This window comes from Streptomyces sp. CNT372 (assembly GCF_000377145.1).
Genome location: NZ_KB897778.1, coordinates 60,338 through 83,441, shown reverse-complemented (window position 1 = coordinate 83,441; position 23,104 = coordinate 60,338). Strand labels below are relative to the sequence as shown.

Here is a 23,104-nt window from a genome sequence, read left to right as displayed (position 1 = left end):
GGCCTTCCATGCATCCGCGTTCGAGGAAACCTGCCGCCGCTGTGGCCACAACCTGCCTGATCATCGCTATGGGCGGCTGTACGAGCGAAGGCACGAAGGCAGTCCCCGAACTGCCGGACCGCATCTGCTGGGACATGTTCAGCAGCGAGGACGTGAAGCCGCTGCTTCAGGGAGGAAGCAAGGCGGTCACCTACTCGAGCCGATTCTCCCGGCTCATGGAGCACGGGTCCATTTCGTGCTCGCTCGACATCGACGGAGTGCCCGGATTCTTCTTGACCGCCTACAAACGTGATTCGGCACAGGAAATCGACTGGTCTTCCCGGGAGTCCGCCCGGCCGGCCAGCGTGGGTGAGAAGGGGATCATCTGGCACGGCGGAGGGTCTTCCTACTTCGTCTGCACTCCATCCGGTTCCGCCGTCGACAGTCGCACGTACATCGACCTGACGCTCACGACGCTGAGCGCACCCGAGAACGCGAAACCCCGCGACCTCCTGCTCAAGCTCCTCCGGCAGTACGTCGACGCCGTGCGCGCCAAGCTGGACTGCCCTGCCTGACGCGCACCCCTCAGGAGTTCGCCGCCCCCACCGCCGCCTGGGGGCGGATCGGGAGGCGGTTGACCGGGCGGCCGGTGGCGGCGCGGACGGCGGAGGCGACGGCGGCCGGGGCGGTGACGACCGGGACCGCACTGGCGGGCTTCGCGCCGAAGGGGGCGACCACGTCGCGTTCCTCGACGAGCTTGACGATGCGGATGTCCGGGGCGTCCAGGGCGGTCGGGAGGGCGTAGCCGGTCAGGTCCGGGTGGCGGACCAGGCCGCGGGCGGTGCGGAGGTTCTCCGTGAGGGCCGCGCCGATGCCCTGGGTGACGCCCGCCTCGATACGGATCGCGAGCTGGGCCGGGTTGAGGACCTGGCCGACGTCCTGGGCGACGGCCATCTCCACGACCCGGACGGAGCCGAGTTCGATGTCCACGTCCACCACGGCGCGGATCGCGCAGAAGGCGAGGCCCACGAAGGCGTCGCCCTGCCCGGCACCGTCCAGGGGCTCGGTGGGGTGGGGGCGGCACTGGGCGGTGGCCCAGAGCTCCTTGCCCTCCATCGCCTCGGTGACCGTCGTGGAGAGCACCCCGTCGTACGAGGTGATCTTGCCGTCCGTGATCTGGAGCAGTTCGGTGGACATGCCGAACTGGTGGGCCAGCGGCTGGAGGAGCTGGGTGCGGACCATCTTCGCCGCGCGTTCGACCGCGCCGCCGGAGACCCAGGTGTGGCGGCCGTGCGCCGCCGGGCCGGCCGGGGGCTGGTCGGTGTCGACCGCGGCCACCCGCACGTCCTCGATGCCCAGGATCTCCTGGACGATCTGGCGGGCGAGGGTGGAGAAGCCCGAACCGGTCTCGACCGCGGCGCAGATGACCGTGGCGACCCCGTCCTGCACCCGGACCGTCGCCGTGGAGACCTCGTCCGCGCCCTCCGCGCCGAGCATGTGGACCATGCCGAGCGCGTAGCCGACGCCCCGGCGCACCGCGCCCGGTTCGCCCGCGCCCTCCGGGCCGCCGGGCAGCAGCCAGTCGTCCTCGGGGGTGTCCTTGGGCAGCGAGGGGAGCGGAAACTCCCGTACCGCCTGGAGGAGTTCGGCGACCGGGGCCGGGCAGGTGACGGTCTGGCCGGTGGGCAGGATGTCGCCCGTGGCGAGGGCATTGCGCAGCCGCAGCTCCGCCGGGTCGACGCCGAGCCGGGCCGCCAGCTTGTCCATCTGCGCCTCGTACGCGGCGCAGACCTGCATGGCGCCCTCGCCTCGCACATGGCCGGACGGCGGGTTGTTGGTCCGCACGGCCCAGCCCTCGATGAACGCGTGCGGCACGACGTAGGGGCCGCAGGCGAACGCGACGGCGGCGGCCAGGGATTCGGAGGAGGTGTCGGCGTACGCGCCCGCGTCCAGCAGGAGTTGGGCCTCGACCTTCACCAAGTGACCCTCGGCGTCCGCGTGGTGGCGGTAGCGGAGGAGCGTGGGGTGCCGGTGCGGGTGGCCGAGGAAGGACTCCTCGCGAGTGGCGGTCAGCTTGACCGGGCAGCCCGTGCGCAGTGCGAGCAGCCCGAGGGCGAGCGGGAAGCCGGGGTCCTCGCGGTCGCCGGTCGCACCGGGGACGCCCGTGACGACGACCTTGACGCGTTCCTGCTCCAGCCCGAAGCAGGCGGCGGCCAGGGCGCGGTCGGCGTGCGGGTCGGTGGAGGCGAGGTACAGCTCGACGCCGCCGTCCGGGCGCGGCACCGCGAGCCCGGCCTCGGCACCGATGGGCGCCGGGTCCTGGCGGCCGATCCGGTACAGGCCCTCGACGACGACCTCGCCGGTGGCGTCCGGATCGCCGTAGCGCAGCGGGATATGGCGGACGAGGTTGCCGTCGGGGTGCAGCGGCTCCGCCTCGAACGCCTTCTCCGGGTCGGTGACCGGCTCCAGGACCTCGTACTCGACCGCGATGGCGGCGGCGGCGAGGCGGGCGGTGTCCGGGTGGTCGGCGGCCACGGCGGCGATCGCCTCGCCGTGGTGGCGGACCACCTCGGAGGCGAAGACGGGCCGGTCCGCGATCCGGCGGCCGTACGCGGAGTCGCCGGGCACGTCCTCGTGGGTGATCACCGCGCGCACGCCCGGCATCTCGCGGGCGGCGGAGGTGTCCACGGAGACGATGCGGGCGTGCGGGTGGGGCGAGCGCAGCAGGGCGGCCCAGAGCAGGCCCTCGGCCCACAGGTCGGCCGCGTAGGGGAAGACGCCCTCGGTCTTGGCGCGGGCGTCGGCCGCCGGGAGGGAGGCGCCCAGGCCGTGGACGGGCTGTTCCGGGGTGGGGCCGCCGCCGTCGGTGACGAGGGAGGCCGGGGTGGTGGTGGCCGCGTCGTTGCTCACGCCATGCCTCCGTCGTGCGGGTGGACGTCGTGCGGGTGGGCCTGCACGCCCCCGGCGCCCGGGGGTGCCTGGTGCGGGATGCGCGCCTGCGGGTCGGCGGACGGGTCCGCCGGGGAGTCGTCGGCCTCGCCCGCCGTGCCGGCCGCGCGTTCGGCGACGACCTCGCGGACGGCGGCGAGCACGCCCTGGTAGCCGGAGCAGCGGCAGAGATTGCCGCAGAGTGCCTGCCGGGTCTCCAGCTCGGTGGGGGCGTGGTTGCCCTCCAGCAGGTCGTGGACGGTCATGGCCATGCCGGGGATGCAGAAGCCGCACTGGACGGCCCCGCAGGCGGCGAGCGCCCGCTGGACGTCGGAGGGCTCACCGCCGTCCGCGAGGCCTTCGACGGTCCGGACCTCGGACCCGGCGGTGGTCGCGGCGGGGACCAGGCAGGAGGCGACGAGACGGCCGTCCACCTGGACGTTGCAGGCACCGCACTCGCCCTGCGAGCAGCCGTCCTTGGCGCCCGCGAGGCCGAGGCGTTCGCGCAGCACGTAGAGCAGGGACTCGCCTATCCAGGCGTCGCTGACGGGGCGGTCGGTGCCGTTGACCCGCAGCACGTAGGAGGTGGCGGGGTGCTCGTCGCCGGGGGCCGCGACGGGCTCGGGGGCGGAATCGTACGCGGATTCGGGGGCGGATTCGGGGGCGGATTCGGGGGCGGAATCGTGCACGGGCGCGGTCGCCGGGGCGAGGTCGGACCGCGTTTCCGGGTCGGCCGGCGTTTCCGGGTCGGCCGGCGCCGGGGCGGGCGGGCCCGCGGCGTCGCCGTCGCCGTCGGCCGGGCGGACCGCGGTGGGGTCCCCCGGGTCGCCGGCGGACGCCTCCGGCGCGGGCGACGGCGCCGGAGGTTCGGCCGCGCCCCGGGCGAGGTCCGCCTCGATGACGGGGCCCGGGTCCTCGGCGGGGGGCTCGGGCGCGGGCTCGGCCGGGTCCCCGGCGTGGGCGACGGCGTGCGGGGCGACGTGGGCGACGGCGTCCGGGGCGACGTGGGCGACGGCGTCCGGGGCGACGTAGGCGCTCCCGGCCGGGCCGTCGGCGGTCTCGGGGGCGTCCCCGGCCGGGTCGGCCGGCTGCGCGGGGAGCTGGTCCGCCCAGGGGGCCGCCGCACCGCCCGGGAGGGTCGCCCAGGGTGCGGGCGCGCCGCCGGGCAGGGTGGCGGACGGGTCGCCCGGGGCCGGGTCCGTGCGCGCCCGGTCCGTGCGCGCGAACTCGCCCGACTCCTCCGGGAGGTCCCCCTCCGCGATCGGGATGGACCACTGGCCGGTCATCTCGTGCGCGACGGTGGGGGGCGTCTCCTGCGGGAAGGTCCACTGCCCGGTCGCGTGCGGGTCGGCCGCCGGGTCCGGGCGGGTCTCCCCCGGCTCGGGCCGGCGCACGGCCTCGGGCCGCCCACCGGACGCGCCGTCGTCAGCGCCGGCAGCCGGCCCGGCTCCGGGCGCAGCCGTTTCGGGACCCCCCGCCCAGCCGCCCGGCGACCCCGGGGCGGTGTCCGCCGCCGGGGAGAGCGGCTTCAGCGGCAGGATCATCGGCGGGGTGTAGCCGTGTCCGGGAGCCTCCAGTGGGGCGCCGTCCGGCAGGCCCTCGGGCGGCAGCTGGACGAAGGCCGTCGACTCGCCGTCGTAGTCCGAGCCGGGCGCGGTGGGCTGCCAGCCGTCGTAGTCGGGCTCGAAGCTCTGGCCCGCGCCCTGGGTGTCCTGGCCGCCGGACTCGTACGCGCCGGGCACGCCGGGGTAGTGGCCCTGGCCGTACGGCTGCCCGTACTCCGGGCCGTAACCCTCGCCGGCCGGGCCGCTACCCGCGTAGCCGTGCGTGCCGTACCCGCCCGGGGCGCGGTACCCGTGGCCCTGCCCGGCGGAGTCGCGCACGAAGCCGTCGGGGAGCCGCAGCCCGTCGCCGCCCTGACCGTAGTCCGCGCCCTCGGCGTACTCCGCGCCCTCGCCGTACTCCGCGCCCTCGGCGTACTCGGCCCGGTTGCCGTACTCGTCGTGCCCGGAGTACCCGCCGGGCCGGGCCCGCTCCGCGTACTCGTCGCGCTCCGCGCGGTCGTCGCGGTCCCCGTCCGGCCGGTCGCCGGTCCGGGGGCCGTGCCGGTGGTCCTCGTTGCTCATGACAGCGCCCTCCCCAGTGCCCGTCGGGCCAGCGCGGCGACCGTGCGCCGCAGGTGCAGCACGGCTGGCGGCAGCACCTGCTGCTGCTCGCCCGGAGCCGCCGGTTCCGGGTCCGGGACGCAGGCGGCGGCGACGTACTCGCCGAAGGCCGCGAGCGCCTCGCCCGCGAGCCCGCGTTCCCCGTCCCAGTCGATCAGCGAGGCGATCCAGCGTTCCGCCTCCAGCGGCCGCAGCGGCATCGGCGCGATCGCCCCGACCGCGCAGCGCACCCCGCGCCGGGCCGGGTCGAGCACCACGGCGACCGAGGCGGTGGCCCGGCCGGGGCCGGTGCGCCCGGTGGCCTTGAGAAACACCTGCGGCGCGTGCAGCAGCGGGACGCGGACGTATCCGATCAGCTCGGCGGGGCCCAGCATCTCGCGGCCCGCGAGCAGGTGGGAGACCGGGATCTCGCGGCGGGCGCCGCCCGGCCCGGCGACGACGAGGTCGGCCTCCAGCGCGGCCAGCACGGGCAGGGTGTCCCCGGTGGGCGCGGCGGAGGCGATGTTGCCGCCGAGGGTGCCGGCGTTGCGGATCTGCGGCGGACCGGCGGCGCGCGCGGAGGCGGCGAGCGCCGGGATGAGGGCAGCGAAGTCCGGGCGGCCCATCCTCGCGTGGGTGAGCCCGGCGCCCAGCAGGGCGTGGCCGTCCTGGTAGCGCCAGCCGCGGATCTCGCTGATCCGGCCGAGGCCGACGAGCCCGGCGGGGCGCAGCCGGCCCCGGTTGACGGCCGCCATCAGGTCGGTTCCTCCGGCGACGGGCACGGCGGCGGGCATGGCGGTGAGCGCCGCCACGGCCTCGTCGAGCGAGTCCGGCAGCGTCACCGACTGTGTCGTCCGCGGTGCGTGCGTGGTCACCCAGTCGCCCCTTCCCGGTGTCCAGGCCATCCCGCCTGTGTTGCCGTACCGTACGTGCTCACAGGCCGGACGTGGCAACTCTGGCACATCTTCCGGGCCGCCCGCCGAGAGGGTCCGCGAAGGGGCCCTCTGCGACAAAAGTCCGATTGACGGCTGTTGGCTGAATATCGCACGCGGGGACGGCGGTTCACCGGGAAGGGGTCCGGGCGCCCCGGACCACCGGGAAGGGTTTGGCGGGCCGGGAAGGGTCCGGCCGACCGGGCGGGGGCCCACCGGGCGGGGCGGGCCCGCCCGTCAGCCCTCCGGCGGCAGCCCTTCCAGCGGCCGCCCCTTGACGCCCGGGCGGCGCTGCCACGGGTGCGGGCCGCCCGGCGGCCGGTAGCCGACACCGAGCGCGTCCAGCCTCGCGTAATGGGCGTTCATCCGCTCCTCGAAGGCCCCGAAGTCCCGTTCTGCGGGCGGCGGGAGGGGTGACCAGGCGACCTCCGCGAACGCGGCCAGCCGCGGGAAGACCTGGTAGTCCACGCGCGAGCGGTCCGGCATCACCTCGGTCCACACGTTCGCCTGGGTGCCCAGCACATGGGCCGCCGCCTGTGCCGGCAGCCCCGGTGGAACGGGTTCGAAGCGGTAGACGTCCTCCAGGGTGCGGACGTACGCGATCGGCATCGGCTCGTCCTCGCCGGACGCCTGCCGGTAGTCCAGGTACACGTGCTGCTCCGGGCACATGACCACGTCGTGACCCGCCTCGGCGGCCGCGATCCCGCCCCGGTAGCCGCGCCAGGAGGAGACGGCCGCGCCGGGGGCGAGGCCGCCCTCCAGGATCTCGTCCCAGCCGATGAGCCGGCGGCCGCGGTCGGCGAGCCAGCGGTCGAAGTGCCGGATGAACCACGCCTGCAGGGCGTCCTCGTCGGGGAGGCCGAGTTCCTTCATCCGGGCCTGCGCGGCGGCCGAGGCGCGCCACTGGTCCTTGGGGCACTCGTCGCCGCCGATGTGCACGAACTGCGAGGGGAAGAGCTCCAGCAGCTCCTCCAGCACGCCCTCGTAGAAGCGCAGGGTGCCCTCGGTCGGGGCGAGGACGTTCCGGCTGACGCCCCAGTCGTCCCAGACGCCGAGCGCCGTGGTGTCCACCACGTCCGTGTTGCCGAGTTCGGGGTAGGCGGCGATGGCGGCCTGCGAGTGGCCGGGGATGTCGATCTCGGGGACGACGGTGATGTGCCGGCCGGCGGCGTAGGCGACGATCTCGCGAAGGTCGTCGCGGGTGTAGAAGCCCCCGTGCGGGGTGTCGCTCCACAGGTCGGACAGGCGGTGCCCGTGCTTGGTGCGCGGGCGCCAGGAGCCGACCTCGGTCAGCCTCGGGTAGCGGGTGATCTCGACGCGCCAGCCCTGGTCGTCGGTGAGGTGGAGATGGAGGACGTTGAGCTTGTGCGCGGCCATCAGGTCGAGTTGGCGGAGCACGTCCTCCTTCGGCATGAAGTGGCGGGCCACGTCCAGCATCAGCCCGCGCCAGCCGAAGCGCGGCGCGTCCTCGACGGTCCGCTCCGCGAGACCGCTGACGGCCCCGGGGTCGATCCGGGCGCGCCGGAAGGCCGCCGGGCCCAGGAGTTGGCGCAGGGTCTGGGCGCCCCAGAAGACGCCGGCGGGCCCGCCGCCGCGGATCTCGACGCCGTCGGCGCGGATGCCGAGCCGGTACGCCTCGGGGGCGAGGCGGTCGTCGGTGAGGAGGGTGAGCGCGTTGGGCGCGCCGGCCGGTCCGGGGGCGAGCGGCAGCCCCAGGGCCGGGCCGACGGAGGCGCGCAGCCAGTGTCCGGTCCGCTCGGTGCCGGGTCCGGTGTGCAGGGTGGTGCGCTCGTCGGGCGTGAACGTGCCCGCGCCGGCGGCCCCGAGGCGCACGGGCGCGGGCACGAGACCGGCGTCGGGGGACGCGCCGGTGGTGGTGACGGGGGCGGGGGCGGGAAGGGGGCCGGGAATGGGTTCGGGCATAAGGGGTCCTCAGTCCTTCACCGCGCCGCCGAGGCCGGAGACCAGGCGGCGCTGTACGAGTACGAAGAAGACGAGCACGGGCACGGTCATCACGGTGGAGCCCGCCATGATGCCTCCCCAGTCGTTCTCGTCCGGCTTGAAGAAGACGAGCAGGGCCATCGGCAGCGTCGACTGGGAGGTGTCGCTGATGATGAACGACTTGGCGAACAGGAAGTCGTTCCAGGTGGAGATGAACGAGAACACACTCGTCGCCACGAGTCCCGGGAACACCAGCGGGAAGAGGATCTGCCACAGGAACCGGGTGCGGCTCGCGCCGTCGATGTACGCGGCCTCCTCCAGTGCCTCGGGGACCGCTTTCACGAATCCGCGGAGCATCCAGATCGCGAACGGCAGTGAGAAGGCGATGTGCGGAAGGATCAGCGAACCGAGGGTGTTGAGCTGGCCCGCGTCGCGCATGAGGAAGAACAGCGGAATGGTCAGCGCCTCGATCGGGACCATCTGCGCGACGAGGAACATGATGAGCAGGGTGGTGCGGAAGCGGAACCGGAACCGGGTGACCGCCGTGGCCGCGAGAAAGGCGATCAGGGCGGAGGCGAGGACCACACTCACCGCGACCACCGTGCTGTTGAGGAAATAGCGCCCGAATTCCTCCTGCTGGAAGACCCGGCGGAAGGAGTCGAGGGTGGGCGCGAGGGTCCACGGCCGGGGCTCGGCGGACTGGATCTCCCCGGCCGGCTTGAAGGCGGAGAGGACCATCCAGTACAGCGGGAAGGCCACGACCAGGGCGGTCAGCAGGGCGGCGGCCTCGGCGGCGAGCCGCCAGGGGCGGCGGACGCGCAGCCGGCGGGCGAGGCCCGCGGCGGCGGGAGCCGGGCGCGCGGGGGCGGGCGGCTCGGGGGCGGTGCTCATATCTCTTCTCCCTGGCGTCGCAGCAGCCGCAGGTACACCAGGGTCACCGCGAGCAGAATCAGCAGCATCACCACGCCGATGGCCGAACCGAGGCTGTACTGCGAGGAGGCGAACGCCTTCTGGTACGCGTACACGTTGAGGACCAGGTTCTGTCCGGCGATTCCGCCGCCGTTCGTCATGACGTAGATCTGGGTGAAGACCTTGAAGTCCCAGATGATGGACTGGATCGTCACCACCACGAGAATGGGCCGGAGCATCGGCGCGGTGACGGAACGCCAGATGCGCCACTGCGAGGCCCCGTCCAGCGAGGCCGCCTCCAGCACTTCCCCGGGAATCGCCTTGATGCCCGCGTAGACGGTCACCATGACGAACGGGAAGGAACACCAGACGACTTCGAAGAGGACGAGGGCGAAGGCGCTCATTCGCCCGTACGTCCAGGAGAAGTCGCCCAGCCCCAGGACCTTGTTGACCGGTCCGAAATCGGGGTCGAAGAGGAACACCCACACCGTGGAACCGGTGATCGCCGGGGTCGCCCAGGCGCCGAGCGCGGCCAGCATCAGGGCCAGCCGGGGCAGGGCGCGGACGCGGGTGAGCAGGACGGCGAGCGAGCAGCCGACCGCGAGGGTGGCGACGACGCAGGCGGCCGCGAAGACCACGGTCGCCAGCAGCACCTGCCAGAACTGGCTGTCGGCGAAGAGGGTGCGGTAGTTGCCCAGCCCCTGGAAGGTGGTCGGTTCGCCGCCGCTGACCTGGGCCTGGGTGTACTCCAGGAAGGAGATCAGGCCGAGCTGGTAGATCGGGTAGACCAGCAGTCCGGCGAGGACCACCAGGGCGGGGGCGAGATAGAGCCAGGGGGTCCAGCGCCCCCGGCCGGACCGCCGCCCGGCCGGGGCGCGCCGCCGCGCGGGGCCGCGGAGCGGGCTCTTGGTGACCGCCGCCGCGGGGGCCGCGGCGGCGGCCGTGGTGTCGTGCGCCATGGGCTCAGCCCGCTTCGGCGAAGGCGGCGTCCATCTTGTCGGCCGCGTCGCCGGCCGCCGCCGCCACGTCCTTCTTGCCGCTGACGATCTCCTGGAACATCGTGGGCAGCACGAGGGAGGCGTCGATGCGGCCCCAGGCGGGCGAGGCGGGCACGAACCTGGCCCCCGCGCCCAGGGTCTCGATGAACGGCCCGACGAACGGCCGCTTCTTCGCGGCCTGCTCGCGGACGTCCGTGTAGGTGGGCAGGAAGCCCATCGCGTCGAACAGCTTGCCCTGGGTCTCCTTGCCGGCCAGCCGCTTCAGCAGGTCGACGGCGAGAGTCCGGTGGCCGGTGCTGCGCAGCACGCCGAGGTTGTTGCCGCCGGCGAAGGCGGGGGCGATCTCGCCTTCCTTCGCGCCGGGCAGCGGGACGACGGCGTACTTGCCCTTCACGGAGCCCGCCTCGACGGCCTGGTGGCTGAAGTCGCCGCCGATGGCCATGGCCGCCTTGCCGGAGGCGAAGGCGGTGACGGTCGCGTTGCCGCCCATGGAGGCGCACTTGGCGGCGGGGCAGTTGTCGTCGCCGAAGAGGGAGGTGTAGGTCTCGATGCCCGCGCGGGCGGCGGGGCTGTCGATGGCGGCGGTGTGCTTCCCGCCCTTCTCCTCGGCGAGTTCGCCGCCCTTCGCCCAGATGAACGGCAGCGCGCCGTAGGTGTAGGCGCCGCCGACGGCGAGGCCGTACAGCTCCGGCTTGGCCTTGCGGATCTTCTTGGCGGTGGCGACCAGTTCGTCCTGGGTGCGCGGCGGCTCGATGCCCAGTTCGCCGAAGACGTCGGTGCGGTAGTAGAGGGCGCGTACGCCGACGAAGAAGGGGGCGCCGTAGACCTTGCCGTCGACGGTGACGGACTGCCGGGCGGTGGGGTCGGTGTCGCGGGCCTGGTCCCAGGCGTCGAACTCGGCGGTGACGTCGGCGAGTCCGCCGTCCTTGACGTAGCCGGCGGTGTCGGTGTTGCCGTACTCGATGAGGTCCGGGGCGCTCCGCGGGTCGTTGAACGCGGCCTTGATGCGCTGGGCGCGAGTCTCGACGGGTATGTACTCGATCTGCACGCGGGCGCCGTCGTTGGCCTTCTCGAAGGCGGCCACCGCCTCGTCGACGACCTTCTCCTTGGGCTTGTTGTTGACCTCCTGGAAGAGCCAGACGCGCAGGGTGCCGCTCGTGTCGTCCCGCCCGGCGCTGTTGTCGGACGTCTGGGGGGCGCAGGCCGTGAGGCCGGCCAGGGCGAGTGCCGCGACGGGGGCGGCGAGTTTGGCGATGAGCTTCATGCGTGGACCCCTACGAAGAAACGTTGCAACATGCGCAACGAGCGTTTCGTACTGCACAACACGCAGGAGGCTAGAGCGGGCCGCCCGGCCGGACAAGAGGTCTCAACCACTCTGTGACCGGCGGGAGCAGCCCGTGCAACGCGCGCCGGCAGGAGCGCCGCCAGGAGGTGTCCGGCGGATCAGGGCCGGTCAGGACGCGGCGTCTGGTGCGGTGCATCGCAAGGCGCCGGGATGCCTTCATAGCGGAGCTATTCAGGCATTTTGGCAACGCGGCGAGGTGCCGTGCCAGGCGTCGTGGCCCCGGCCAAGATCCGCCGGACACCTCCTACGGGCGCCGGGCACACGAACGGCCCCCGGGGCGCGCCGTGAAGCGCGCTCCGGGGGCCGTGGAGCCGAGCCGGCCGGGTGGCGGTGCGGGGACTACTTCTTGTCGCCGTCCTTGCCCTTGCCCCCGCCGGAGCCCATCGAGTCGTAGATCTCCTTGCACATCGGACAGACCGGGTACTTCTTCGGGTCGCGCCCCGGCACCCAGACCTTCCCGCACAGGGCGACGACGGGAGTGCCGTCGAGGGCACTCGCCATGATCTTGTCCTTCTGGACGTAATGGGCGAAGCGCTCGTGGTCGCCGTCGCCGTGCGACGTCTGCGGCGTCGGTTCTACGAGGGTCCCGGTGCCTGTCCCGCGCTCGGGCTCAAGAGTGCTCATGGGCTCCAAGGGTACCCACGCGGGGAGCCGTACGGGAGCGCCCTCCGGGAGCGGGGCCCCCGGGTCGGCGGACTCAGTTCAGACTGGGGTCGTCCGGATACGTCGCGAACATCGCCAGCTCGCTCCGCTGCCGCCGCAGCACCGCCCGCCACAGGCCCTCCGGGCGGGGCGAGGAGACGTCCCCGGGCTCGGAGTCGACCACGTACCAGGCCCCGTCCTCCAGCTCGGTCTCCAGCTGGCCGGGCCCCCAGCCCGCGTACCCGGCGAAGATCCGCAGCGAGCCGAGGGCGGAGCCCAGCAGCTCCGGCGGGGCCTCCAGGTCCACCAGGCCGATCGCGCCGTGGACGCGCCGCCACCCGAGCGGCCCCTCGTCCCCGGGGATCACCGCGACGCCGAGCGCGGAGTCCAGGGAGACCGGGCCGCCCTGGAAGACCACCCCGGGCTCCCCCGCGAGGGCGGCCCACGCCTCCAGGATGTCCACCACGCCGACCGGGGTGGGCCGGTTGAGGACGACGCCGAGGGACCCCTCGTCGTCGTGGTCGAGCAGCAGGACGACCGCGCGGTCGAAGTTCGGGTCCGCGAGGGCGGGAGTGGCGACGAGCAGCCGCCCTGTGAGCGAGGACACCTCGGTCATGCGAGACATGATCCCGCATATTCGCCGTCCGCGGGGGCAGTAGCGACGATGCGCGCCCGCCCGCAGGTCGCGGCGTGCCCGGCGCGCGCCACCGGCACCACGGGGGCGGCGGGCGCCGGTGACCGTGCGCGAGAGACCGCCGACGGTACGTGTTGTGCCGAATTCATTACGTCCCCGGGGGCCCCTCGCCCATACAGGGCAGGGCCTTTCGCCCCTTACCCTTTTCTCTGGCCACCCGTCCGACCTCCCCTCCGCACCACTGGGTGGGGACCCCTCCGGAACGCGAGATTCATGACCGGCACAGACGATGTACTCCTTGTCCACGGCGGCACCCCGCTCGAGGGCGAGATCCGCGTCCGCGGCGCGAAGAACCTCGTGCCCAAGGCGATGGTCGCCGCACTGCTCGGCAGCGGCCCGAGCCGGCTGCGCAATGTGCCCGACATCCGCGACGTGCGGGTCGTCCGGGGGCTGCTCCAGCTCCACGGCGTAACCGTGCGCCCCGGCGAGGAGCCGGGCGAGCTGGTCCTCGACCCGACGCACGTCGAGAGCGCCAACGTCGCCGACATCGACGCCCACGCCGGCTCCTCGCGCATCCCGATCCTGTTCTGCGGCCCGCTGCTGCACCGGCTCGGCCACGCGTTCATCCCGGGCCTCGGCGGCTGCGACATCGGCGGCCGGCCGATCGACTTCCACTTCGACGTGCTGCGGCAGTTCGGCGCGACGATCGAGAAGCGCGCGGACGGCCAGTACCTGGAGGCCCCGCAGCGCCTGCGCGGCACCAAGATCCGCCTGCCGTACCCGTCCGTCGGCTCCACCGAGCAGGTGCTGCTGACGGCCGTGCTGGCGGAGGGCGTCACCGAGCTGACCAACGCGGCGGTCGAGCCGGAGATCGAGGACCTCATCTGCGTGCTGCAGAAGATGGGCGCGATCATCTCCATGGACACCGACCGGACCATCCGGATCACCGGTGTCGACAAGCTCGGCGGCTACACCCACCGGGCCCTCCCGGACCGTCTGGAGGCCGCCTCCTGGGCGTCCGCAGCGCTGGCCACCGAGGGCGACATCTACGTCCGCGGAGCGCAGCAGCGCTCGATGATGACCTTCCTCAACACCTACCGGAAGGTCGGCGGCGCCTTCGAGATCGACGACGAGGGCATCCGCTTCTGGCACCCGGGCGGGCGCCTGGAGTCCATCGCGCTGGAGACGGACGTCCACCCCGGCTTCCAGACGGACTGGCAGCAGCCCCTGGTGGTGGCGCTCACCCAGGCGACCGGTCTGTCGATCGTGCACGAGACGGTGTACGAGTCCCGGCTCGGCTTCACCTCGGCGCTCAACCAGATGGGTGCGCACATCCAGCTCTACCGGGAGTGCCTGGGCGGCTCCGACTGCCGCTTCGGGCAGCGCAACTTCCTGCACTCGGCGGTCGTTTCCGGCCCGACCAAGCTCCAGGGCGCGGACCTGGTCATCCCCGACCTGCGCGGCGGCTTCTCGTACCTGATCGCGGCCCTGGCGGCGCAGGGCACCTCCCGGGTGCACGGCATCGACCTGATCAACCGCGGCTACGAGAACTTCATGGAGAAGCTGGAGAAGCTCGGCGCGAAGGTGGAGCTCCCGGGCGGCGCGGTCGTCTGACCCGCCCGCGCCCCGGAAGCCCCCGCCGAGGCCCCCGCAGACTTCCTGCGGGGGCCTCGGCGCGTCCCCGGGCCCGCCGGGGCCTCTTCGGCGGGACGGGCCGACCGGGGGGCCTCGGCGGCCCGGGGACGCACGCGAGGGCGGGCACCGGATGAACCCGGTGCCCGCCCTCGCTCGTCGGCCTGGCGGCCTTACTTGCCCTTGGCGGCTTCCTTGAGCTTGGAGCCCGCGGAGACCTTCACGCTGTAGCCGGCCGGGATCTGGATCGGGTCGCCGGTCTGCGGGTTGCGCGCGGTGCGAGCGGCACGGTGGGTGCGCTCGAAGGTCAGGAAGCCGGGGATGGTGACCTTCTCGTCGCCCTTGGCGACGACCTCGCCAACGGTCTCGGCGAGAGCGGCCAGAACGGCGTCGGCGTCCTTGCGGGTCACCTCGGCGCGGTCGGCCAGCGCGGCCACCAGCTCACTGCGGTTCATGTTGTTACTCCCGTGTTCTTCTTGCTGTTGAGGCGTGCCACGCGGCAGGGCCGCACTGGCACAGCTAAGCCGATGCTGCCAGGGCCCTCGGACAGTCCCCGGACCCGGGTCCGCTGTCAGACCCTCGCGCCCGAATAGGCATCCTGCCCCCACCACCGGCGGGAACGCCAATCCGGCACTCTCCTGAGTCACACGAAAAGCGCCACAGTCCCGTCGTGATGACGTTGCGTCGACTGTGCCGGGACTCCTTGGAGCGGTCGGGGGTTCATGAACCGCCACCCTAGAGGGGGTTTTGGGGTGCCATGAACCGCGACGCGCCGTATGTCAGACGGACGTGGGGGCCGTCACAGCCGTCCCGGCGGCCTTCGCGGCCTCCCGGACGGCGCCCGCGACCGCGCCCGCCACCTTGTCGTTGAAGACGGACGGAATGATGTAGTTCGGGTTCAGCTCGTCGTCGGTGACGACGTTCGCCAGGGCCGCCGCCGCGGCGAGCATCATCGTGGTGTTGACGGTGCGGGACTGCGCGTCCAGCAGACCGCGGAACACACCCGGGAACACCAGCACGTTGTTGATCTGGTTGGGGAAGTCGGAGCGGCCGGTGGCCACAACTGCCGCCGTCTGGCGCGCGATTGCCGGATCGACCTCCGGGTCCGGGTTCGCGAGCGCGAACACGATGGCGCCGTCGGCCATCGCGGCCACGTCGTCCGCGCCGAGGAGGTTGGGGGCGGAGACGCCGATGAACACGTCCGCGCCGGCCACCGCCTGCTTGAGGGTACCGGTGACCCCCTCGGGGTTGGTGTTGTCCGCGATCCAGCGCAGCGGCGAGTCGGGGGCCGCGTCGCGCAGGTCCTCGCGCTCCGCGTGCACCACGCCGTGGATGTCGGCGACGACCGCGTGCTTGACGCCCGCGGCGAGCAGCAGCTTGAGGATCGCGGTGCCGGCCGCTCCCGCGCCGGACATCACCACGCGCACGTCGGAGACCGACTTGCCCACCACCCGCAGGGCGTTGGTGAGCGCGGCGAGCACCACGATGGCGGTGCCGTGCTGGTCGTCGTGGAAGACGGGGATGTCCAGCGCCTCACGCAGCCGGGCCTCGATCTCGAAGCAGCGGGGCGCGGAGATGTCCTCCAGGTTGATGCCCGCGAAGCCGGGGGCGATGGCCTTGACGATCTCCACGATGGCGTCGGTGTCCTGGGTGTCCAGGCAGATCGGCCAGGCGTCGATGCCGGCGAAGCGCTTGAACAGGGCCGCCTTGCCCTCCATCACGGGCAGGGCCGCCTTGGGGCCGATGTTGCCGAGGCCGAGGACGGCCGAGCCGTCCGTCACCACCGCGACGGAGTTGCGCTTGATGGTGAGGCGGCGGGCGTCCTCGGGGTTCTCGGCGATGGCCATGCAGACCCGCGCCACACCGGGGGTGTAGACCATGGAGAGGTCGTCGCGGTTGCGGATGGGGTGCTTGGACGCCATCTCGATCTTGCCGCCGAGGTGCATCAGGAACGTACGGTCGGAGACCTTGCCGAGGACGACGCCCTCGATGCCGCGCAGGCCCTCCACGATCTCGTCCGCGTGCGAGGTGGAGGAGGCCGCGATGGTGACGTCGATGCGCAGCTTCTCGTGACCGGAGGCGGTCACGTCGAGGCCGGTCACGGACCCGCCGGAGGATTCCACGGCGGTGGTGAGCTGGGAGACCGCGGTTCCGCTCGCGGGCACCTCCAGCCGGACCGTCATCGAGTACGAGACGCTGGGCGCCGTTGCCATGACCGGGTTCCTCTGCTTTCCCTAGCTTCGTTGCTACGCGGCGCCGGGATCAGAGCCGGGCGGCGCCCTCCGATGGTGACACCTACCTGCGAGTAGCAGGTAATGCGGTCATAGAGTTTTCGGAAACTGTTTTCCACCATACGAGAAGTTGCCGGGAAACAGAAGAGGTCCGGGTCACCGGGGTGACCCGGACCTCTGTCCGGAACGTCGAATGGCACCGACCCGCCATGCTCGCCTCGCGGCAAGTGGTCGCTCGAAGCGACGAAGGTTGGGCCCGGGGGCTTGGATCGGGCCGGTGCCACACCCAGGCTAACGCACCACCCGCAGAAGTGATTCCCCTCCGGTGGGTTGACTCGCCGGAGGGGACCCGCGCGGGCTCGCCGGTAGGACCCGCAGGGGCTCCGACGAGGGCCGCGCCCGCTCCGGAGGCCGCCGCGGGAGAGGGCCGCGCCCGCTCCGGGGGCCGCCGCAACGGCCCGGATGGCGCGCTCCCGAGGGGCCCGGAAGGCGGGCTCCCGGCGGGGCCGGAGAAGGGCGGCGGGCCGTTCAGTCCCTCAGCAGGTCCGGCACGCCCTCCCGGTCCGGCTGGTCGCGGCGGTCCGCGACCACGGTGAGCTGCTGGGTGGCCCGGGTGAGCGCCACGTACAGCACCCGCAGGCCGGCCGGCGACTCGTCGGCGATCTCGGCCGGGGAGACGACCACGGTCGCGTCGTACTCCAGTCCCTTGGCCTCCAGCGAGCCGAGCGCGACGACCCGCTCCCCCAGCCCGGACAGCCAGCGCGCGGCCTGTTCCCGGCGCCTCATCGCGACGACCACGCCCACCGTGCCGTCCACCTCGGCCAGCAGCCGCTCCGCCTCGGCCCGGACGGTGCCCCCGAGGCCCACGGCGCCGCCCCGCCCGTCCCCGCCGCCCCGCCCGTCCCCGGCTCCCTCCGGCACCACGGCGAACCGCGGCCGCAGCCCGGTGGAACGGACCGCCTTCGGGGACTCCATCCCGGGCATGGCGAGGGCGAGGACCTTGGCCGCCAGCTCGGCGACCTCGGCCGGGTTGCGGTAGTTGACCGTCAGCTCGAAGCGGCGGCGGGGACGGGTGCCCAGCGCCTCCTCCCGGGCCTCGGCGGCCTCGTCCGGCGCGGACCAGGACGACTGGGCCGGGTCGCCGACGACCGTCCAGGTGGCGTGGCGACCCCGGCGGCCGACCATCCGCCACTGCATGGGGGTGAGGTCCTGGGCCTCGTCGACGATGACGTGCGCGTACTCGGTGCGCTCCGCCGCCAGCCGTTCGGCGCGCTCGCGCTGGGACTCCTCGCGCTGGGGCATCAGCTCCTCCAGCCCGGTGAGCTGGTCCAGCGGGTCCAGGTCCCGCTTGCGGCGGCGCGGGCGGGCCGGGGTGCCCAGCAGGGTGGCCAGCTCGTCCAGCAGGGCCACGTCGTGCACGGAGAGGGCGTCGCGGCGCAGGGAGCGGGCGAGTCTGCGCACCTCGCCGGGGTTGAGGACACGGCGGGCCCAGCGGCCGAGCCGGCGCTCGTCCGCCATGGCCGCCAGCACCCCGCGCGGGGTGAGTTCCGGCCACCAGGCGTCCAGGAAGCCGGTGAAGGCGTCCTCGGAGGTGACGTCCTCGTCGAAGGAGGACCGCAGTTCGGCCGCCAGCTCGGGATCGGTGTGCCGGCCGGCCGCCCCGGACTTGGCGTACAGGGCGTCCAGCAGCAGTCGGCGGGCGCGGGGGCGGAGCAGGTTGACCGGGGTGGTGCCGCCGAGGGCGGTGTTCCGGATGCGCCGCAGTTCCTCCGCCTCCAGCTCCAGGCGGCGACCGAAGGCGACCACCCGCAGCCGTTCGAGGCTCCCGGCCGGCCCGGTGCCCTCCTCGCCGAAGGCGAGCTGCCCGTCCGCCTCCCCCGGCCCGTCCGCCTCCCCCGGCGCGGCGCCGGGCAGCTCCAGGGCCCCGCGCGCGGCCTTGCGCAGCACCTTGACCATCCGGGACGAGCCCTTGATCCGGGCCACGGCCGGTTCGTCGTACGCGGTGGCCTCCGCGCCGTCCACCAGGGAGCCGAGGGCCCGGATCGCGACCTGGCCCTCCTCGCCCAGGGAGGGCAGCACGCCCTCGGTGTAGGCGACCAGCAGCGGGGTCGGGGAGACGATCAGGATGCCGCCCGCGTAGCGCCGCCGGTCCTTGTAGAGGAGGTAGGCGGCCCGGTGCAGGGCCACGGCGGTCTTGCCGGTGCCCGGCCCGCCCTCCACCAGGGTCACGGAGGCGGCGGGGGCCCGGATGACCAGGTCCTGCTCAGCCTGGATGGAGGCGACGATGTCCCGCATGGAATGGCTGCGGGCCTGCCCGAGGGCGGCCATCAGGGCGCCGTCGCCGATCACGGGCAGCGGCTCTCCGCCGAGGTACGCGGTCAGCTCCGGGCGCATCAGGTCGTCCTCGACGCCGAGGACCTTGCGCCCGCGGGAGCGGATCACGCGCCGGCGCACCACCCGGCCGGGGTCGACCGGGGTGGACCGGTAGAAGGGCGCGGCGGCCGGGGCGCGCCAGTCGATGACCAGCGGGGCGTAGTCGGAGTCCAGGACGCCGATCCGGCCGATGTGCAGGGTCTCCCCGATGTCGGCGGTGCCGTCCGGGCGCAGGGCGTCGTCGGCGGGTTCGACGGAGGTGTAGGCGCCGTCCGGGCCCTTGACGCCGTCCTTGCCGTCGAGCAGGTCGATCCGGCCGAAGAGGAAGTCCTCGAACTCGTTGTTGAGGCGGTTGAGGTGGATGCCCGCGCGGAAGACCTGCGCGTCCCGCTCGGCGAGCGCGCCGGGGGTGCCGACCTGTCCCCGCCGGGCGGCGTCGTTCATCAGGAACTCCGCCTCGTGGATCTTCTCCTCCAGCCGCCGGTAGACCCGGTCCAGGTGGACCTGTTCCCCGGCGATCTCCCGGTCGCGCACCGAATCGGCGGCGGACGGGACCGGCGGAGCGGTCTCCTGGTCGACAACGGAATCAGCGGCATCCTGCGCGGCCACCGGGCCCCCTTCTGACGTGCACTGGGCAGCCGTCAACCGTACGCGACGGGGGTGGACATTGCACCTGTACCGGGCCGGGAAGCCGCGACACCTGCCCGGGGCCCCGGGCCGGGAAGCCGCGACACGCGCGGGGGCCCGGGCCGGGAGACCACGACGGGCCGGGACAGCGGTGTGTCCCGGCCCGCGCACGCGGCCGGTCCCGGGTCCGGGGTGGCTACGCGTCGACCTCCACCAGTCGCTGCCCGTCGAAGGTGCGGACCTCGAAGCGGTCGATGTCCTCGCGGTTCATGGCGGAGCCGCCGTGCACGTACAGCGGGTTCTTCGCCGACTTCTCGGGGCTGTCGGGGATGCCGTACCCCCACTTGGGGACCGCCCAGGAGGTGACGACCTCCTCCTCGCCCGTCTTGGAGACGGCGACCAGACTGCACTTCAGCGGGCCCCGGACGTTCTTCAGTTCCAGGACCGTGTGGGTGCCCCAGCCCTTCTTCTCCAGGCCGACGACCGCGCTGACCTTCGTCGTCGCGTCGGTGGCCTGCACCTTCTCGTCCATGTGGTGGAAGAAGGCGTCCTCGGCCGGGCTGGTCGGGTGCGCGTCGGCGGCCCGGGTGGTGCCGCCCCCGTCGTCCGAGGTGGCGACGACCGCGACGGCGGGACCGGCGATGATCAGGGCCGCCGCGGCGGCGATCACGTACATCCCGCGGCGGCGCTTGGCGGCTCGCTTGGCCGCCACCTCGTTCAGCAGGCCGCCGAGTACCCGGGGGCTCGGTGAGGTGGGCACCACGGGCGCGGGACGCGGGGGCGGGAAGTCGGCCGCGCCCGGGAGGCCGTAGAGGTTCTGCGGCGGCGCCGGGGCGGGGGCGTCGGCCAGCATCGCCAGCATCGGCTCCATGCCGGAGAACTCGTCCAGGCGGTGGGCGCAGATGTCGCAGCCCGCCAGATGCGCCTCGAAGGCGGAGGCGTCCGACTCGTCGAGCACGCCGAGCACATACGCACCGACCGCGTCGTGCACGGACTCCTGTTCATAGGATTCGTACCGCTCGTACCCGTTCATGCCGATACCCCCCTCTCCTCCAGTGCGAGCTTCATGGAACGCAGTGCGTAGAACACGCGGGACCGCACGGTCCCGCTGGGTATGCCGAGCGTTTCGGCCGCCTCATTGACCGTACGCCCCTTGAAATACGTCTCGACCAGTACTTCCCGGTGTGCGGGCGTCAAATCGTCGAGCGCATCCGAGAGCGTCATCAGCCACAACGCCTTGTCGATCTCGTCCTCCGCGGGCATGACCTCGAGCGGCGACGGGTCGACCTCCTGCGGCCGGGCCTGCCGGCTGCGGTGGCCGTCGATGACGATGCGCCGGGCGACCGTCACCAGCCAGGGTCGGACAGAGCCGGTGGCCTGATTGAGCCGGCCGGCGTTCTTCCAGGCACGGATGAGCGTCTCCTGCACGACGTCCTCCGCGCGCTGGCGGTCGCCGGCGACGAGACGGAGTACGTAGGCGAGCAACGGTCCGGCGTGTTCGCGGTAGAGCGCACGCATCAACTCCTCGTCGGGGACGGAGGTGTCGACGCGTGGCTGTTCCGCGCGATGGCGGGCCCGTTGCGGACGGTCATCGGCCACGGCGGCATCCTTGCGCACCTGAACCTCCCGGTCGAGACCCTGATCTGGACGGCTGACTGCTTGTTGCCCTCATCTACGGGTCCGGCCGGGGGATCACTCAACGCGAGCACGGGAAAGTTCAAGATCTTTTACGGGAGGGGGCGCCGGCCGCCGGAAGGGCGGTCGTGCGGCGCCGGTGGCGGGCCACCCGCTCGCGGTTGCCGCACACCTCGCTGGAGCACCAGCGGCGCCGCCGCCCGCGCGAGGTGTCCAGGTACACCCGTGCGCACCCCTCCCCGGCACAACGGCGCAGCCGGGCCCGGCAGTCGGGGTCGGTGAGCAGTTCCACGGCGTCCCGCGCGACGGCGGCGAGCAGGGTCTCCCGGGTGGGCTCGGCGCTCAACGCCCGGACGAGGGTGCCGTGTCCGTCGGGCACGGCGCGGATGCGGGGCGGCGGGCCCTGGGCGAGGGCGTTGACGGTCTCCAGGGCGCTCGCCACACAGCGACCTTCGAGAGCGGCGGTCACCAACTGGTCCACGGAGCTGCGCAGTTCGACGAAGGCGCCGGTCCAGTCCGGCGCGAGGGCGGGCAGCCGGGTGCCGGGGGGCACCAGCCCGGCGCCGAGCAGCCAGAGCGCCAACGCACTGGGTTCGGCGAGGGGTTCAGGGGCGTGCGGGGCACCCGGGGCGGCCGCGGAGGGAGGCGGCGGGGGCGGGTTCGGCGCGGTGGCGAGGAGGTCCAGGCAGACGCGTCCGGAGTCGAACCGCCACCGTGCGCCGGACTTCGCGGGCGGGGTGCCGCCCTCACCGCGCTCACCGGTACCGGCCGTCATGTTCCTGTCACCGCCTGAGTCGGGTCGCCGCCGGGTCTCCCCTCCAGGGTGCCCGCCCCGCGCCACCCCCGGAACCCCTCGTACGGCCATGTACGGCCATGCACGGCCATGCACGGCCATGTACACGCGGGCCGGGCCGGCCCGCGTGACCACCGCGTGAGACCACCGCGTGAGACCACCGCGTGAAGCGTCCGCGCCGGCCTGACGGCTGCTCAGGCGCTCGCGTCGTACTTGGCGTCCGCCGCGGGGTCCAGGGCCAGCCGGTAGCCGCGCTTGACCACCGTCTGGACGAGCTTGGGCGCGCCCAGCGCCGTCCGCAGCCGGGCCATCGCGGTCTCGACGGCGTGCTCGTCGCGGCCGGAACCGGGCAGCGCCCGCAGCAGCTCGGCCCGGGAGACGACCCAGCCGGGACGCTCGGAGAGGGCGCGCAGCAGCGCCATCCCGGCCGGGGGCACCGGCCGCAGCTCCTCGTCGACCAGGACCGCGTGACCGCGGATCTCCACCCGCCGGCCCGCGACCGGCAGCGCCCGCGCCCGGGCGGGCAGTTCCGCGCCGAGCAGCTGGACGAGCGGGCCGAGGCGGAAGCGTTCCGGCTGGACCGTGTTCACTCCCGCGGCCTGGAGCGGCAGCGCGGTGACCGGCCCCACGCACGCGGCGAGCACCTGGTGGTCGAACACGCGCACCAGTTCCGCCAGTTTCCCCTGCGACTCGGCCCGGGAGAGCAGGGACGCGGCGGCCGGGGCACTGGTGAAGGTCACCGCGTCCAGGGCCCGTCCGAGCACCTGGTCCAGCAGCCGGTCCAGCGGGCTGATGTCCTCCGGCGGCATCCAGCGGTAGACGGGGACGAGGACGACCTCCGCGCCCCCGGCGCGCAGGGACTCCACGAAGCCGGGCAGCGGTTCGCCGTGCAGCTGGAGGGCGATCCGCCGCCCGGCCACGCCTTCCTCCAGCAGCCGGTCCAGGACCTCGGCCATCGACTCGGAGGCCGGCGACCACTCCTCGGTCAGGCCCGCGGCCCGGATCGCGCCCTTCACCTTGGGCCCCCGGGCGAGGAGTCGGACCTCCCGCAGCCGGTCCAGCAGGTCCTCGCCCACCCCCCAGCCGTCCGCCGCCTCCACCCAGCCGCGGAAGCCGATCGCGGTGGTCGCGACGACGACGTCCGGCACCCGGTCGATGATCGCCTTGGTGGCGGCGAGGAGTTCGGTGTCGTCCGCGAGCGGCACGATGCGCAGCGCGGGCGCGTGCAGCACCGCCGCGCCGCGCCGCCTGAGCAGCGCGCCGAGCTCGTCGGCCCGCCGGGCGGCGGTGACGCCGACGGTGAAGCCCGCGAGCGGGCCGTGCGGTTGGCCGTGGTCGTGCATCTCGGTCATCCCCACTGG

General features: G+C 73.6%; 18 protein-coding genes. 2 read left to right on the top strand and 16 right to left on the bottom strand.

Features of this window, described 5'->3' with window-relative positions:
• The first annotated feature begins 41 nt into the window (after positions 1 to 41).
• Positions 42 to 554, top strand: a complete 513-nt coding sequence (locus C593_RS0105690) for a hypothetical protein (RefSeq protein WP_018846332.1) — start codon at positions 42 to 44, stop codon at positions 552 to 554.
• 10 nt (positions 555 to 564) lie between these two features.
• Here C593_RS0105690 and C593_RS0105685 read toward each other — a convergent pair whose 3' ends face one another.
• The 9 genes from C593_RS0105685 to C593_RS0105645 form a co-directional block, all read right to left on the bottom strand.
• Positions 565 to 2,889, bottom strand: a complete 2,325-nt coding sequence (locus C593_RS0105685; protein ID WP_018846331.1) for a molybdopterin cofactor-binding domain-containing protein — start codon at positions 2,887 to 2,889, stop codon at positions 565 to 567.
• Positions 2,886 to 5,033, bottom strand: coding sequence for a 2Fe-2S iron-sulfur cluster-binding protein (locus C593_RS28925; protein WP_018846330.1), 2,148 nt, complete (start codon positions 5,031 to 5,033; stop codon positions 2,886 to 2,888). The genes C593_RS0105685 and C593_RS28925 overlap by 4 nt, the downstream gene beginning before the upstream one ends.
• A complete protein-coding gene (locus tag C593_RS0105675) occupies positions 5,030 to 5,926 on the bottom strand; it encodes an FAD binding domain-containing protein (RefSeq protein ID WP_026277388.1) in 897 nt (298 codons plus the stop codon). Before C593_RS0105675 ends, C593_RS28925 begins: the two co-directional genes overlap by 4 nt.
• A 294-nt stretch (positions 5,927 to 6,220) precedes the next feature.
• Positions 6,221 to 7,906 (bottom strand): beta-N-acetylhexosaminidase, encoded by a 1,686-nt coding sequence (locus C593_RS0105670; RefSeq protein ID WP_018846328.1) that lies wholly within the window; start codon positions 7,904 to 7,906, stop codon positions 6,221 to 6,223.
• 9 nt (positions 7,907 to 7,915) lie between these two features.
• Positions 7,916 to 8,815, bottom strand: a complete 900-nt coding sequence (locus C593_RS0105665) for an ABC transporter permease subunit (RefSeq protein ID WP_018846327.1) — start codon at positions 8,813 to 8,815, stop codon at positions 7,916 to 7,918.
• Positions 8,812 to 9,792 carry a carbohydrate ABC transporter permease gene (locus C593_RS0105660; RefSeq protein ID WP_018846326.1) on the bottom strand — a complete coding sequence of 327 codons (981 nt, stop codon included), beginning with the start codon at positions 9,790 to 9,792 and terminating at the stop codon, positions 8,812 to 8,814. Before C593_RS0105660 ends, C593_RS0105665 begins: the two co-directional genes overlap by 4 nt.
• A gap of 4 nt (positions 9,793 to 9,796) precedes the next feature.
• Positions 9,797 to 11,095, bottom strand: a complete 1,299-nt coding sequence (locus C593_RS0105655) for an extracellular solute-binding protein (RefSeq protein ID WP_018846325.1) — start codon at positions 11,093 to 11,095, stop codon at positions 9,797 to 9,799.
• Positions 11,096 to 11,515: 420 nt separating this feature from the next.
• Positions 11,516 to 11,800, bottom strand: coding sequence for a DUF3039 domain-containing protein (locus C593_RS0105650; RefSeq protein WP_018846324.1), 285 nt, complete (start codon positions 11,798 to 11,800; stop codon positions 11,516 to 11,518).
• A gap of 73 nt (positions 11,801 to 11,873) precedes the next feature.
• A complete protein-coding gene (locus C593_RS0105645; RefSeq protein WP_018846323.1) occupies positions 11,874 to 12,434 on the bottom strand; it encodes a YqgE/AlgH family protein in 561 nt (186 codons plus the stop codon).
• Between the two features lie 291 nt (positions 12,435 to 12,725).
• Between C593_RS0105645 and murA the strand changes: the two genes are divergently transcribed.
• Complete coding sequence (murA, locus tag C593_RS0105640; RefSeq protein ID WP_018846322.1) at positions 12,726 to 14,066, top strand: UDP-N-acetylglucosamine 1-carboxyvinyltransferase; 1,341 nt, start codon at positions 12,726 to 12,728, stop codon at positions 14,064 to 14,066.
• A gap of 191 nt (positions 14,067 to 14,257) precedes the next feature.
• Here the strand turns inward: murA and C593_RS0105635 are convergent, their stop codons facing one another.
• The 7 genes from C593_RS0105635 to C593_RS0105605 all read right to left on the bottom strand — a co-directional run bounded on the left by C593_RS0105635 (position 14,258) and on the right by C593_RS0105605 (position 23,095).
• Positions 14,258 to 14,539 carry an HU family DNA-binding protein gene (locus C593_RS0105635; RefSeq protein ID WP_004571953.1) on the bottom strand — a complete coding sequence of 94 codons (282 nt, stop codon included), beginning with the start codon at positions 14,537 to 14,539 and terminating at the stop codon, positions 14,258 to 14,260.
• Positions 14,540 to 14,863: 324 nt separating this feature from the next.
• A complete protein-coding gene (locus C593_RS0105630) occupies positions 14,864 to 16,297 on the bottom strand; it encodes an NAD-dependent malic enzyme (protein ID WP_018846321.1) in 1,434 nt (477 codons plus the stop codon).
• Positions 16,298 to 16,843: 546 nt separating this feature from the next.
• Positions 16,844 to 19,297 (bottom strand): UvrD-helicase domain-containing protein, encoded by a 2,454-nt coding sequence (locus tag C593_RS0105625; RefSeq protein WP_078521213.1) that lies wholly within the window; start codon positions 19,295 to 19,297, stop codon positions 16,844 to 16,846.
• Between the two features lie 214 nt (positions 19,298 to 19,511).
• On the bottom strand, positions 19,512 to 20,348 hold the full coding sequence (locus C593_RS0105620) for a zf-HC2 domain-containing protein (RefSeq protein ID WP_018846319.1): 837 nt from the start codon (positions 20,346 to 20,348) through the stop codon (positions 19,512 to 19,514).
• A complete protein-coding gene (locus C593_RS0105615) occupies positions 20,345 to 20,932 on the bottom strand; it encodes a sigma-70 family RNA polymerase sigma factor (RefSeq protein WP_026277386.1) in 588 nt (195 codons plus the stop codon). The genes C593_RS0105620 and C593_RS0105615 overlap by 4 nt, the downstream gene beginning before the upstream one ends.
• A 100-nt stretch (positions 20,933 to 21,032) precedes the next feature.
• Positions 21,033 to 21,725: a CGNR zinc finger domain-containing protein gene (locus tag C593_RS28920; RefSeq protein WP_018846317.1), complete on the bottom strand. Its 693-nt coding sequence runs from the start codon at positions 21,723 to 21,725 to the stop codon at positions 21,033 to 21,035.
• A gap of 212 nt (positions 21,726 to 21,937) precedes the next feature.
• Positions 21,938 to 23,095 carry a uroporphyrinogen-III synthase gene (locus C593_RS0105605; RefSeq protein WP_018846316.1) on the bottom strand — a complete coding sequence of 386 codons (1,158 nt, stop codon included), beginning with the start codon at positions 23,093 to 23,095 and terminating at the stop codon, positions 21,938 to 21,940.
• Positions 23,096 to 23,104 lie beyond the last annotated feature (9 nt).